13 protein-coding genes are annotated in these 13,293 nt (G+C 71.8%); 6 read left to right on the top strand and 7 right to left on the bottom strand.

Annotated elements, in window-relative coordinates; genetic code table 11:
- Positions 1-26: 26 nt before the first annotated feature.
- Positions 27-2,303, bottom strand: coding sequence for an FAD-dependent oxidoreductase (locus BJK06_RS06755; RefSeq protein ID WP_374930691.1), 2,277 nt, complete (start codon positions 2,301-2,303; stop codon positions 27-29).
- A gap of 78 nt (positions 2,304-2,381) precedes the next feature.
- Here BJK06_RS06755 and BJK06_RS06750 point away from each other — a divergent pair, with 78 nt between their 5' ends.
- Both BJK06_RS06750 and BJK06_RS06745 read left to right on the top strand, forming a co-directional pair.
- A complete protein-coding gene (locus tag BJK06_RS06750; protein WP_083295113.1) occupies positions 2,382-3,728 on the top strand; it encodes an MFS transporter in 1,347 nt (448 codons plus the stop codon).
- Positions 3,729-3,866: 138 nt separating this feature from the next.
- Positions 3,867-5,402, top strand: a complete 1,536-nt coding sequence (locus tag BJK06_RS06745) for an LCP family protein (protein ID WP_070417240.1) — start codon at positions 3,867-3,869, stop codon at positions 5,400-5,402.
- On the opposite strand, the gene BJK06_RS06740 is transcribed toward BJK06_RS06745, so the two are convergent.
- Positions 5,395-6,036, bottom strand: a complete 642-nt coding sequence (locus BJK06_RS06740) for a TetR/AcrR family transcriptional regulator (RefSeq protein WP_070417239.1) — start codon at positions 6,034-6,036, stop codon at positions 5,395-5,397. The two genes, BJK06_RS06745 and BJK06_RS06740, sit on opposite strands and share 8 nt — an antisense overlap.
- 48 nt (positions 6,037-6,084) lie before the next feature.
- On the opposite strand from BJK06_RS06740, the gene BJK06_RS06735 reads away from it, so the two are divergent.
- The gene (locus BJK06_RS06735; protein WP_156794792.1) at positions 6,085-6,645 is read left to right on the top strand and encodes a sigma-70 family RNA polymerase sigma factor; all 561 of its coding nucleotides are present in this window, start codon (positions 6,085-6,087) and stop codon (positions 6,643-6,645) included.
- 25 nt (positions 6,646-6,670) lie between these two features.
- Positions 6,671-7,453 (top strand): endonuclease/exonuclease/phosphatase family protein, encoded by a 783-nt coding sequence (locus tag BJK06_RS06730; protein WP_070417238.1) that lies wholly within the window; start codon positions 6,671-6,673, stop codon positions 7,451-7,453.
- Between the two features lie 10 nt (positions 7,454-7,463).
- On the opposite strand, the gene BJK06_RS06725 is transcribed toward BJK06_RS06730, so the two are convergent.
- Positions 7,464-8,267 (bottom strand): hypothetical protein, encoded by an 804-nt coding sequence (locus BJK06_RS06725; RefSeq protein ID WP_139219854.1) that lies wholly within the window; start codon positions 8,265-8,267, stop codon positions 7,464-7,466.
- A gap of 194 nt (positions 8,268-8,461) precedes the next feature.
- Between BJK06_RS06725 and BJK06_RS06720 the strand changes: the two genes are divergently transcribed.
- Complete coding sequence (locus BJK06_RS06720) at positions 8,462-9,373, top strand: SDR family oxidoreductase (protein WP_070417236.1); 912 nt, start codon at positions 8,462-8,464, stop codon at positions 9,371-9,373.
- Positions 9,374-9,446: 73 nt separating this feature from the next.
- Here the strand turns inward: BJK06_RS06720 and BJK06_RS06715 are convergent, their stop codons facing one another.
- Positions 9,447-9,770, bottom strand: coding sequence for a hypothetical protein (locus tag BJK06_RS06715; RefSeq protein ID WP_022907826.1), 324 nt, complete (start codon positions 9,768-9,770; stop codon positions 9,447-9,449).
- Between the two features lie 168 nt (positions 9,771-9,938).
- On the opposite strand from BJK06_RS06715, the gene BJK06_RS06710 reads away from it, so the two are divergent.
- Complete coding sequence (locus tag BJK06_RS06710; protein ID WP_070417235.1) at positions 9,939-10,613, top strand: TetR/AcrR family transcriptional regulator; 675 nt, start codon at positions 9,939-9,941, stop codon at positions 10,611-10,613.
- A gap of 156 nt (positions 10,614-10,769) precedes the next feature.
- Here the strand turns inward: BJK06_RS06710 and BJK06_RS06705 are convergent, their stop codons facing one another.
- The 3 genes from BJK06_RS06705 to BJK06_RS06695 all read right to left on the bottom strand — a co-directional run bounded on the left by BJK06_RS06705 (position 10,770) and on the right by BJK06_RS06695 (position 13,125).
- Positions 10,770-12,275: a threonine/serine exporter ThrE family protein gene (locus tag BJK06_RS06705; RefSeq protein WP_070417234.1), complete on the bottom strand. Its 1,506-nt coding sequence runs from the start codon at positions 12,273-12,275 to the stop codon at positions 10,770-10,772.
- Between the two features lie 52 nt (positions 12,276-12,327).
- On the bottom strand, positions 12,328-12,585 hold the full coding sequence (locus BJK06_RS06700) for a hypothetical protein (RefSeq protein WP_070417233.1): 258 nt from the start codon (positions 12,583-12,585) through the stop codon (positions 12,328-12,330).
- A gap of 99 nt (positions 12,586-12,684) precedes the next feature.
- A complete protein-coding gene (locus tag BJK06_RS06695; protein WP_070417232.1) occupies positions 12,685-13,125 on the bottom strand; it encodes an OsmC family peroxiredoxin in 441 nt (146 codons plus the stop codon).
- Between the last annotated feature and the right edge of the window lie 168 nt (positions 13,126-13,293).

Genomic DNA, 13,293 nt, shown 5'->3' with positions numbered 1-13,293 from the left:
GGTGGTGCTGCGGGTGGTGCGGTGGGTCAGTAGACCTTCACGGCGCTCGCCGACACGAACGGTGAACCGTTCGTGGCGGTCACGACGACGCGGAGCGAGGCGGTCCGCGTCGGCGCGACGTCGTGCACGCGGTGCCGGTGCCGGTTGTCGGTGACGGTCACGAGTCCCTGCCACGATCCGTCGACGCACGCCTCGATCCGGTAGTCGCGGGCCAGGGTGGGCACCGCGTCCCACGGCGTGCGGTGGTGGTGCAGGTTGATGAGGTCGGCATCGACGTCGTCGTTCCAGACGATGCGGACCTCGCGGACGTCGACGGGCTCCGCCCAGTCGAGGGTGAGGGTCGCCGCACCGTCGTCCGGCTCCGACGACCACAGGTGCGGTCCGCCGAAGGGGCGCTGGTAGCCGTCGGCGACCCGGGAGGCGCGCCACGCGTCCGACGCGTCGGCTGCCGTGAACGCGAAGGAGCGTCCGCGCAGGGCCCGCGCCTCCCAGTCGGTGACCGGCTGGTCGGCCTCCTCGGGGATGTGGTCGTCGAACTGCTCGTCGTCGGCCGTGCGGGCGCGGAGCGCGAGGACGCCGTACGGGTGCCCGTCGGTGAGGACCAGGCGCACGCCGGGGGTCCGGCGGACCACGACCACGGCGTTGCACGGCTCGTCCGGCCGGAACCCGAGGTCGACGACCGCCTCGCCCGCCCCGGCGGGGACGCTCGCGGTGTGCGTCGAGACGTGCGCGATCGGGGCGTAGTTCTGCGGCCGGCCCGTGGTCCAGAGCTCGATCGTGACGTCGGTGTCGTGGCCGGCGACGGTCCGGAACGCGACGGAACCGAGCACGGGGTCGACCGGTACGACCAGCGCCGCGTCGCGGTCGAGCGCGAAGGTGTCCTCGGTCGCCCACGGGGTGGTGTCGAGCCGGACGAGTTCGCTGCTCGCGCTGATCCGGGCGCGCTGGGCGAGGTCCGCCCCGTCGTGGGCCCGGACGCCGATGAGCGGCGCGTCCTCGCGGAGGAGCGTCTGCTGCAGCATTGCGACGTGGTCGGTGCCGAGCTCGCGCGGCGTGACGCCGTGACGGGCGGCGAGGTGCGCGGCGGTCCCGGCGGCCTGGCCCTGGGTGGCGCAGGTGGCCATCACGCGGGTCGACCCGAACGCGACGTGCGACGCGGAGATGTTCCGGCCGGCGAAGAGCAGGTTGGCGACGTCCGCCGAGTAGAGGGAGCGGAACGGGATGTCGTACGTGCCGTCGGTGTACCGCTGCTGCGCCCCAGCGGTCTCGGCGTAGACGCCCTCGACCGGGTGCAGGTCGATCGACCACCCGCCGAACGCGACCGTGTCCGGGAAGGTCCGCTGCGAGAGGAGGTCCTGCTGGGTGAGGGTGTGGTCGCCCACGAACCGTCGGTACTCCCGCTTGCCCGGGATCGCGCCGACCCAGTCGAGGGTGAGCGAGTCGGCGTCGAACGCGCCGGAGTTCTTGATGTGGTCCCAGATGCCGTAGACGACGCCCCACAGCTCGTCGCGGATCCGTTCGTTCTCGGTGACGGTGTCGAGCTCGCCGCCCCACTCGATCCACCAGTAGTTGCAGCCGTTGTCCCCGGTCTTGATCGCCCGGTTCGCCAGGATCGGCGTCGTGCTGAGGTCCTTCGCGATCGACGGCGGCACGAACTTCTCCGGGCGGCCGGTGTCGTGCGTGGAGAAGAAGATCGAGCTGCCGAGCAGTTCGTCGTCCGGTTGTTCGGGCGCCCACTCCTCGCCGTGTTCGTCGCGGCCCTCGCGCCCGATCCGGTACGACGCCCCGGCGAGGGCACCGACGAGCCCGTCTCCCGTGCAGTCGAGGAACACCGGGGCGGTGAACGTCGTCTCGATCTCGGAGCCCATCGTCCAGCCGGTGACGGACGCGATGCGCGGTGCGCCGGTCTCGTCGTCCACCGTCGTCACGGTCCGCACGTCGGTGTTGAGGTGCAGGTGGACGTTCGGCTCGGCGCGCACGAGGTCGAGCACGACCTGGTCCCAGTAGATCGCGTTGCCCTGCGGGTTCCGGTACTGGTTCTCGAGGAACAGCTCGCCCATGATCCCGGTCTCGCGGGCGAACCGCTGTGTGCCGTGGGCGGTGGCGCCGACGACCCACACGCGGATCTCGCTCGAGGAGTTCCCGCCGAGGACCGGGCGGTTGGTGACGAGGGCGACGCTGGAGCCGAGGCGGGCGGCGGCGACGGCGGCGCTCACACCGGCGAGGCCACCTCCGACGACCACGACGTCGTGGTGCTGTTCACGGGACTGCATGGCGGCGACGGTATCACTTGCTGGCGACACTTTCCCACTGTGTGGCAAAGTGTGCCCGGCGAGTGCTATCGTCAACCAACTCTCGACAACGAAGTGTGAGGTCTCCCCATGAGCGACGGAACCCAGACGCGCACCAGCGCCGACGCCGCCAACGCCCCCGTCCCGGACGTGTTCGGCGACGACGCCCGCCGCCGGAGCATGCGGAAGGTGATCGTGGCGGCCGGCGTCGGCCACTTCGTGGAGTGGTTCGACTTCGGCCTCTACGGCACCCTGGCGACGGTCATCTCGCTGTACTTCTTCAAGCAGGGAGACCCGCAGGTCGCGCTGCTCTCGGCCTTCGCCGTGTTCGGCGCCGGGTTCGTGATGCGTCCGCTCGGAGGACTCTTCTGGGGCTCGCTCGGCGACCGGGTGGGCCGGAAGACGACCCTCGCGACGGTCATCCTCATCACGAGCGGCGCGACCGCGGTGATGGGCATCCTGCCGACGTACCAGAGCGTCGGGCTGCTGGCGCCGATCCTCCTCGTCGTGGTGCGGCTCGTGCAGGGCTTCGCCGCCGGTGGTGAGGGAGCGGGGGCGACCACGCTCCTCGCCGAGTCCGCGCCCTCGAACCGACGCGGCTTCGTCACGAGCTTCATCGACGTCTTCGGCTTCGCGGCGTTCATCGTGGGTGGCGGACTGGTCTTCCTGTTCACGGCGATCGCGGGCGACGGCGCCCTCGAGTCGTGGGGCTGGCGCGTGCTGTTCCTCATCGCGCTGCCGCTCGGGCTCGTCGGGCTCTACCTCCGCTCGAAGCTCGAGGACACCCCGGAGTTCCGCGCGCTCAAGGCCAAGGGCGACCTCGCGAAGAACCCGCTCCGGCGATCGCTCCGCACCGGGTGGAAGGCACTGCTCTTCTGCGTCGGGTTCGTCGTCCTCAAGGCCGTCGGGCACTGGATCCTGCAGACGTTCATGCCGTCGTACCTGCAGGCCGACCTCGGCTACTCGCCGCTCGTGTCGTACGGCGTGGTCGTCATCGGGTTCATCGTGATCGCCGGACTCGTGCCGTTCTTCGGGCTGCTCTCGGACAAGATCGGCCGGAAGCCCGTGATGCTCGCCGGCTGCGGCGGCTTCCTCGTGCTCACCTACCCGACGCTCATGCTCATGAACGCCGGCAACTTCTGGGCTGCCGCCGGCGCGATGGTGCTCCTCGGGCTGTTCATGGCGGCCTTCGATGGTGCCGTGAGCGCTGCGATGGCCGAGCTCTTCCCGACCGCGATCCGTTACGGGTCGATGGGCATCGCGTACAACATCAGCGTCGCGCTCTTCGGCGGGATCACGCCGTACTTCGCCACCTGGCTGATCACGGCGACGGGCAACACGTTCGCGCCGGCGTTCTACGTGATGGCGGCCGCGGCGATCACCGGGATCACGGTGTTGCGGGCGCGGGAGACCAACAAGGGCAAGCTCGCGTCCTGAGACGCGACCGAACACGGACGGGAGGCGCGGTGCCGGCTGGCACCGCGCCTCCCGTCCGCCGGTCGGTCACGGCGGGATCGCGGCGACCTGCCAGGACGGTTTGATGTTGTCGGCACACACGCCCGTTATGGTTTCCGGGTGACGAACGAGCCCGAGCAGACGACCGGTCGTGGCCGCCGCGGCTTCACGCCACCGCGGCACGGCCGCCAGAAGCGACGTGGCGGGGTGGTCCTGCCCGCCGTCGCGGGTGTGCTCACCATGGCGCTCCTGCTCGGCGGCGGCTACGCCGCGTACGCCTACGGATCGCTGTCGAACGGCGTCACCAAGATCAACGCGATCACCGGGAGTACCGCGACGAAGGACGACGTCGACGGCCAGGCGCAGAACATCCTGCTGGTCGGCGACGACCACCGCCCGGACAACGCGACGCCGGAGGAGATGGCGGAGCTCAGCACCGAGTCGGACGGCGGTGCGACGAACACCGACACGATGATCGTCCTGCACATCAACGAGGACGGCTCGCAGGCGACGATGATCTCGTTCCCGCGCGACTCGTACGTCGACATCCCGGGTGTCGGCAAGGGCAAGCTCAACAGCGCGTTCTACTTCGGCACCCTCAACGGCGGCGGGGACACCGGGGGCGCGAAGCTGCTCATCAAGACGATCCAGAACCTCAGCGGCCTGACGATCGACCACTACGTGCGCGTCTCGCTGCTCGGCTTCTACCAGGTGGTCAAGGAGCTCGGGCCGGTCGACGTCTGCCTCAACAACGCCGTCAACGACCCGTACTCGGGCGTGAACCTGCCGAAGGGCAAGTCCACCCTCGACGCGAAGCAGGCGCTGTCCTTCGTCCGACAGCGGCACGGGCTGCCCAACGGGGACCTCGACCGCAACGTCCGGCAGCAGTACTTCCTCTCGCAGGAGGCCCGCAAGGTGCTCTCCGCGGGGACGCTGCTCAACCCGATCAAGATGGGCAACATCCTCAAGGCGGTCGGTGGCTCGATCCAGACCGACACCGACCTGGTCAACCTGGCGACCCAGATGCGGAACCTGCGCCCGGGCAACATCCAGTCGGCGACGATCCCCACGCTCGGTACCCCGACGATCACCGTCAACGGCTCGCCGCTGTCGATCGTCGAGGTCGACACCGTCGGGCTGCCGGCCTTCGTGCAGGGCCTCGTCGGTGAGCCCGCGGAGTACAGCAAGGCCGGTCGCGCCCAGCCGGCGAGCACCTCGGTCACCGTGCTGAACGGCAGCGGTGTCACGGGTGCCGCAGGAGCCGCCGGGACCGTCCTCACCGCGCGCGGCTTCCAGGTCGGTGCACCCGGGTCCTCCGACCTGACGAAGACGACCCAGGTGCAGTACCCGGCCGGCATGGAGAAGCAGGCGAAGGCGGTCGCGGCCGTCGTGCCCGGTGCCGTCGCGGTGCGGACGAACGCGGTCACCGGCGTGACGCTGGTGCTCGGGTCGGACGGCAAGACGGTGACCCCGGTCGCCGCTGCCGGTGGTGCCGCCTCGAGCCCCGCTGCCGGCTCCGGATCGTCCGATGCCGGTTCGACCGGATCCGGCGCTGCGGCTTCGAAGCCCGCGGCCTCGAAGCCCGCCGCGCCCGAGCCGAAGCCGTCGTCGACCGACGTGAAGAGCTACGGCAAGGCAGGCGTCTGCATCAACTGACGCCGGAGCCGGTCGCGTGCCGGCGGATGGTCGTGATCGCGGTGTCGAGCCCGATCGCGAGCGGGCGGACGTCCCGCTGGACCTGCGCCAGGAGCAGCCCGCCCTGTAGCGCAACCATCACGGTCGTCGCCAGCGCGGCGGGGTCGGCGTCCGGTCCGAGCAGCCCGCGTTCGCGCATCGTGCGGATGCCGTCGTGGAACCCCTGCTCCCAGCGGGCGAAGCCGGCGGCGACGAGGTCGCGGGTGTCGGCGTCGCGCTCGGCGACCTCGGTCCCGAGGGACCCGAGCGGACAGCCGCCCACGCAGCCGCCGGCCTCGGCGTCGGCGACCGTTCGGTCCCGCCACCGCTGCCAGGCGTCCCACGTGGTGAGGTCGCCGTAGTCCGGCCCCTGGTGCGCGATGATCGCGTCGGTCTGCTGCCGGACGACGTCGCGCACGAGCTCCTGCTTGTCGGCGAAGTAGTGGTACATCTGCGACCGTCCGACCGTGGCGGCGGCGCCGATGTCGTCGAGCGTCGTCCCCGAGATGCCGCGCGTCAGCATCAGGTCGGCCGCGGCGGCGACGATCCGGCTGCGGGTCGCCAGTCCTTTGGGCGTCGTGCGTCGAAGGGTCTTCGGGGTGTATTCGGGGCGCATGCTCGGAGTGTACTTGCGAGTACATTTACAGTATGTGACATTCGAGTCGTGAACGACGAACTCCTCGCCAAGCGCGACGAAGAACGCATGCTCCTCCTCGCGGTGGCCGCCGGTGACCGCGCCGCCTTCACCCGGCTGCACGACCGCTTCCGACCGCTCGTCGAGCGGTACGTCCGCCACCAGCTCGTCGATGCGTGGCAGGCGGAAGAGGTCGTGCAGGACGTCTTCCTCGAGATCTGGCAGATCGCCGGCCGGTTCGACCCGGCCCACTCGGCCATCGCGTGGATCCGCACGATCGCGCAGCGCCGGGCGATCGACCGGGTCCGGAAGAGCCGGGCGGACCGCGACCGCGACCTGCGGATCGGCACCAGGGACGCCGACCTCGTGGACCATTCGAGCGTGGAGCGGGCCGAGAGCGTCCTCGACCGTGCCGAGCTCCGCCGCGCCGTCGCCGCGCTCCCCGGGCGCCAGCGCGACGCCGTCGTCCTCCGGCACCTGGTGGGGATGACCGGGCCCGAGGTCGCGGCGCGGCTCGGGGTCCCGGTCGGCACCGCCAAGACCCGGGCGCGCGACGGGGTCATCGCACTGCGGCGGGTCATGGTGCCCTGAGCGTGCCCGTCGGTAGGTTCGACGGGTGAGCAACGCAGCGCGTCCGATCACCCTGATGACCTACAACGTCAAGAACCCGGATCCGGCCCACGACTGGCCCGCCCGGTTGCCGGTACTGCTCGACGTGGTCCGGCGGCACGACCCCGACCTCGTGTGCGTCCAGGAGGCCTTCGCGCACCAGCTGGACGACCTCCGCGCCGGTCTGCCCGACCACGGCGACGTCGGCCAGGGTCGCGAGGGCGGCACGGCCGGTGAGCACGCGGCCGTCTTCTTCCGTCGCAGCCGACTCCGGCCGATCGACGAGGGCGCCTTCTGGCTCTCGGACACCCCGGACGAGCCCGTGTCGAACACCTGGGGGAGCCTGTTCCCCCGAGTGGCGAACCACGCGCGGTTCCTCGACGCCGAGGGCGAGGCGTTCACGCTCCTGACGACGCACCTCGACCACGAGGTCGGACCGCACGGGGACGACGTCCGGGCGCGGAGCGCGGCGCTCATCGTCGAACGCCTGAGCACGGCGGACGGCCCGGTCATCGTGGCGGGGGACTGCAACGAGCCGGCCGGAGCGGGGCCTGCGTCGCGGGTGCTCGTCGAGGCCGGGTTCGAGGACGCCTGGCTGGTCGGTGGCGACCCGGCGGACCGGACGGCCACCTTCAACGACTGGCAGCCGCCGGTCGACTCCGGGGAGCGCATCGACTGGGTGTTCACCCGGGGGATCTCCGGCGTCGACCGCGTCGTCATCGACCACGACGGCCCGGAGACGTGGTTCGCGAGCGATCACTTCCCGGTCGTGGCGACGCTGCGGGTCTGACCGGGGTCGGTCAGCAGGTGCGCTTGGCGTGCACCGGCATCGGCGACCCGAGCACCGTGACCGTGGTGTCGTCGGTCAGGGCCGAGACGCCGTTCGTCCCGAGGTCGGCGGCAGCGTCCGTGTCGGACGGCGTGCTCGTGTCCGTCTCGGTGCCCGTGCCGCGGCTGTCGGGCGGGCTCGCGGTGTCGTGCTGCGGGGCCCACCCGGGCTCGAGCAGGAGCTGGAACGCGCGGGCGTCCGCGGAGCCGAACGACATCCGGTCGGACTTCGGGGCGTCCCGGATCGCCGTGCGGATGTCGTCGCCCACCTGGACACCGTCGGGTCCGGTCAGTTCGACGTCGCCGCCGAAGCGGGACCGCACCGTCTCGCGCAGGACGCGGATCTCCACCGCGTTGCCGGCAGCGGCCGGGGACGTCAGGGCAGCCACGCGGACCGCCCCGCCCCACGTGTAGGTCGTCCCGGCGGGGAAGCACGCGCCGCCGTCACCCTCGGCCGTCTGCGTGCGCGACGCGGTGCCGAGCAGGCGGTTCAGGAGGCTGACCGTCGTGCGGGAGTCACGCATCGACGCCTCGGTCACGGTCTTGTCGCCGCGCCGGAACACGAGCGATTCGGCGTCGAGCTCGATCGAGTCGACCCGCTTGAGCTTCGCGTTCGTGACCCGGACGGGCTCGTGGTGCACCGGGTCCGGACCGAGCTCGGCCGCGCTCGCCGGGGTCGCTGCGACCCCGGTCCCGACCGTGCCGTCGACGGCGACCGTGCCGGCCGAGAAGGCGAGCACGGCGGCGCTCAACGCCAGCACGGTCCGGAAGGTCACCACTCGACGGTACGACGCCCGACCCGTCTGGACGACGGGTGTTACCGAATCGGAGCCTGGTCGTCACCGGACCGTGACATTCGTCGGTGACGCGTCACATGCCCTCGGCAAGCCCCGCCGACGGGGGCCTGTCGGCCGAACGGGGGACAGCCTCCTGGACGGTGCGGGGGCACCGCGTGCGTACCGTCGGCGGCATGACGGACCAGCAGATCGACCAGTACAGCATGCAGGACCCGACGAAGATGTACGCCGACAAGAAGCCCGACGAGCAGTACCTCGAGGGTGCCGGCACGGACGAGGAGATGGCGGAGAACGTCCCGGCCGACCACGGCGAGGACACCTACCGCGGCTCCGGTCGACTCACCGGCCGCAAGGCGCTCATCACCGGCGGTGACTCGGGCATCGGGGCCGCCGTCGCGATCGCCTACGCACGAGAGGGTGCCGACGTCGCGATCTCGTACCTCCCCGAGGAGCAGGAGGACGCCGACCGGATCATCGCCCTCGTCGAGGCCGCCGGTCGCAAGGCCGTCGCCCTGCCCGGTGACATCACCTCGCTCGCGACCTGCGAGCAGCTCGTGGCGGACACCGTCGAGCAGCTCGGCGGGCTCGACATCCTCGTGAACAACGCGGGCAAGCAGCAGAACGTGTCCTCGATCGAGGACATCTCGGACGAGGAGTTCGACGAGACGTTCAAGACCAACGTCTACGCGACGTTCCGGATCACGAAGGCGGCCGTGCCGCACCTGCAGCCGGGATCGACCATCATCAACACGACCTCGATCCAGGCGTACGCGCCGTCGCCGCACCTGGTGCACTACGCGGCGACGAAGTCGACCGTGAACAACCTCGCGAAGGGCCTCGCCGCGCAGCTCGCGCCGAAGGGCATCCGCGTGAACGCCGTCGCACCGGGGCCGATCTGGACCCCGCTCCAGCCCGCCGGTGGCCAGCCGCCGGAGGCCCTGCCGTCCGCCGGTGAGCAGACCTACCTCGGCCGCTGGGGTCAGCCGGCCGAGCTCGCGCCCGCGTACGTGTTCCTGGCGAGCGGCGAGTCGTCGTACGTCGTGGGTGAGACGCTCCACGTCGACGGGGGCATGCCGACGCCGTAGTCGCGACCCGGCGACGGACGGGAGGGACGGGGCCAGCTGGCACCGTCCCTCCCGTCAGTCCGTCAATCGGTCGTCAGCAGGGCGCGGTGCAGGTGCGCGCCAGACGCTCGAGCAGTTCGCGCGCGGAGAGTGCCGCGGCCAGCTCGACCTCGACCGGGTTGATGCCGACGGCCCGTTCGAACGCGCGGCGCCGGGCCTGGTCGGCGATCGGGACCTCGGGGCGCTGCGGGAGTGCGGCGATCGCCCGGGCCGCGGCGTCGAACGCGCCGGTCGGCCGCCCGAGTTGCTCCCACATGGTCCGGACGTCGTGGGCGACCTGATCCGGGTCGCCGCCGAACTCGAAGCCGGCCGAGGCCATGGTCGCCAGTCCCTGCGCGGTGGGGTCGTTCGGGGTCATGACGGCATCGTCACACGGATGACCGCGAACGCGCTGCGAACCGCATCGCTTGTCCCCCGACATGCCGACACCCGGACCGGGGATTCTGGTGTCCCCCGATCTCCGTTTGGATGGACCTGCCCCCAGGGGCGACACGGACAGGACGTCCGGGGACCGACGGAGGGCACGATGCTCGAACACACCAGCGCGGACACGCAGGCGGCAGCCGCCGCGGCCGCGACCCTGCACCTGCGGATCACGATCGTAGGGGCGACCGTCGACCTGCTGCGGGACGTGCCCTTCCACGAGGCCGACGCGGGACTCGTCGCCCAGCGACTGGGGATCACCGTCGAGGAGCTCCGGCAGCACTTCCCCTCGTGGGACGGACTCGTGCTCGCCGCCGTCGACCGGTGGAACGGCGGCCGCATGGACGAGGTCGCGCGCGAGGTCGGGGACGGCTCGACCGTCCAGCTCCTGCGCGGGATCGTCGCGTCGAACGCCGAGGACCCGGCGCTCATGCGGCTCCTCGTGGCGCTGCTCTCGGTCGCGGGCAACCCGCAGCACCCCATGGCGACGTACCTCCGGTCGCGCTACCAGCTCTTCTACGCGCAGATCAAGCGTGGCCTCGAGCACGACATCGCGGTCGGTCGGGCGCCGCACACGATGGACCCGCGCCGAGGGGCCGAGCAGCTCATCGCGCTGTACGAGGGACTCCAGTTGCAGGCGTTGCTGCGGTCGGACCTCGACCTCGTGCCGGCGTTCGACCGGGCCGTCGCGCGGCTCGAGCGGGGCTGGATGGAGCGGTACGAGCCGCAGGCGGCCCGGCGGCTCTCGACGTGGAGCGACGGCGGCTGGGAGCTCTGACGCCGCGCGGCGGTGCGCAGCCCCGCGGCCTCGCGGTCTCACGGGCTGGGCGACACTTCACGCGCGTCGAGGCCCGTGAGATGTCGCCCAGCCCGCGAAGTCGTCGGCTGGCCGGCTCGCCGGCCGGCCGGCCGGCGCGGCGCCGGCGCCAGCCCGTCAGCGCGGGCGCGGCCCCCGCGGCACCGAGCCGTTGCCGGGGTCGTAGCCCGAGTCGCGGATGACCTTGATCGCCGTCGTGTCGTTGTGCACCGAGTGCACGACCACCCGTCGGGACCGCCGGAGCGCCCGCCGCGCCCCCGGCGTCGCCACGAGGCCGCCGAGGACCAGCCCCGCCCCGATCGCCAGCGCGACCGAGACCGCCGCGACGAAGTCCAGCGCGGCACTCGACGACCCGGACATGAAGTTGAGCAGCGCGTTCGACACCGCAACACCGGGCAGCAGGGCGCCGCAGAACGCCGGCACGGAGATCGCCGCCACCGCCGTCCGCATCCGCGCGGCCGCGATCGTCGCGAGGACGCCCAGCAGCACGGCGGCGAGGAACGTCGCACCGAGCAACGGGATGCCGAGCTCCCGGAGGCCCCGCAGCGCGGCACCGGCGGCGACCGAGAAGACCACCGCGACCGGGATCACCCGCGCGCTGGCCTGCTGCACGAAGCAGTTCGCCGCGGCCGACACCACGGTGAGCAGCAGTGACGCCCACAGCGGCAGCGTCTGCGTGACGATGCCGGACGGGTCGACCTCGATCCGGAGCCACTTCGTCACGGCGATGCCCGCGGGCACCCCGACCACGATCGCGGCGATGACGAGCCCGATGTAGAACGCCCGGGCCACCGCCATCGCCCGGAAGCCCGAGATCGCGTCCTGCGCCCAGGTGACGAGCGACGGGTGCGGGAGCAGGAGCACCACGAGCGCGGCCACCATCGTCGCCGCCTGCCCCGGGTGCAGCACACCCGCCCAGATCGCGAGGGTGCCGATCGCCGACGCCACCGCACCCTGCGCACCGGAGACGAAGAACTGCGGGAAGCCCCGGCCGGTCAGCCACCGGCCCGAGACGATGATCCCGAGCATGAGCACGAAGGCGCCGAGTCCGGCACGCCAGCCACCGCCGGCCTGCATCGCGATCGAGATGCCGAGGATCGACAGCCCCACGTCGGCCGTCCACCGCGGCCAGCGCGGCGGGAGCCGGAGCACCGCGACCAGGGCGCTCACGGCGGAGGTCATGTCGCGCTCGTCGTGCACGAGGTCGTCGACGATCTGGTTCGCCCGCGCCAGGCGGTCGAGGTCGGATCCGTCGGACTGCACCGTGCGGACCTTCACGAGCGGCGGGTGGTCGGCCGGTGCGTACTGGATCGTCACCGAGCTGCCGGAGAAGTCGAGGTCGAGTGGTGCGAGGTTCCACTTCGTCGACACCGCGACGACGGCCGTCTCGACGCTGCGGGTGTCCGCACCGGACGCGAGCATCACCTCGGCGAGGTCGAGGCAGAAGTCCACGATCTGCACCGGCGAGTACTGCTCGAGCGGTCGGGTGTCGGGGGCGACCTCTTCGTAGATGGTGCCGCGGAGGCGTGCCCGGGCGTCGCGGATGTCGTGCTGCGCGAGGCTCCGGACGCGTGGCCGTGGTGGACGCCCGGGTCTGGCTCCGGGGAGGGACTGCTCGGCCATCACGCCATCGTGCCAGGCGCGCTCCGCCGAGTCCGGACGCGCGCTGAACGCCTCAGCGCGGGCGACGGACGCTCAGCCGACCGGCGGCGAACGCGGCGACCACGGCGCCCACGACGACGAGCAGCTGCCCGACGACCCGCTGCCACGAGTTGGTCCCCGGGACGAAGGCGTAGTCCGACAGTGGGGCGTACGCGAACCATCCGAACGCGGCCGGCGGCGCGGTGGCCGCGACCACGAGTCCCGCGACCACCGCGACGAGTCCCGCCCAGAACGCGATGCCGGTCGGGGTGGCGAAGAGACGTCGGATCACGTCCGCCAGCGTACGTGGTGACCGACGGACGAGAGGCGCGGTGCCAGCCGACACCGCGCCTCCCGTCCGTCACTGGGTGACGGCTCCCGCGTCGCTCGCCTACTGCTCGAACGTCGCGTGCAGCGTGATGTCGACGCCGGTGAGTGCCTTGCTGACGGGGCAGGTGGCCTTGGCGCCCTCGGCGGCCTTGAGGAAGGCCGCCTCGTCGATGCCGGAGACCTCGCCGTTCACGGTGAGGACGATGCCGGTGAGCTTGAACCCGCCCGCGCTGTCCGGGCCGAGCGAGACGTCGGCCTTGACATCGAGGGCCTCGACCGTGCCGCCGGCCTCACCGAGGACGGCGGAGAACTGCATGGCGTAGCACGCGGAGTGCGCGGCGGCGATGAGCTCCTCGGGGCTGGTGGTGCCGTCGGCGTCCTCGGCGGCGCGCTTGGGGAACGAGACGTCGTACGTGCCGACCTTCGAACTGGAGAGCTCGACCTGGCCGGTGCCGTCCTCGAGGCCGCCGTTCCAAGCAGTGCGTGCGGTGCGCGTGGGCATGGCCGCTCCTTTCGTGTGGGGGATCGGTCCCGATCGGGACCGCCGACGCCGAGTCAATCAGAGAACGACCGTTCTCGCACCGGCTCTCGGGGAAGACGCAGGTCTGCCCGACGATCGGGCGCATGGGGGACAGTGTGACCGCGGGCTCTTCGCCGGTCGTGCGGCGGT

The sequence above is a fragment of the Curtobacterium sp. BH-2-1-1 genome (genome assembly GCF_001806325.1).
Taxonomy (GTDB): Bacteria; Actinomycetota; Actinomycetes; order Actinomycetales; family Microbacteriaceae; genus Curtobacterium.
Note: the sequence above shows the minus strand (reverse complement) of the source record. Positions and strands in the feature narration are given on the sequence as shown.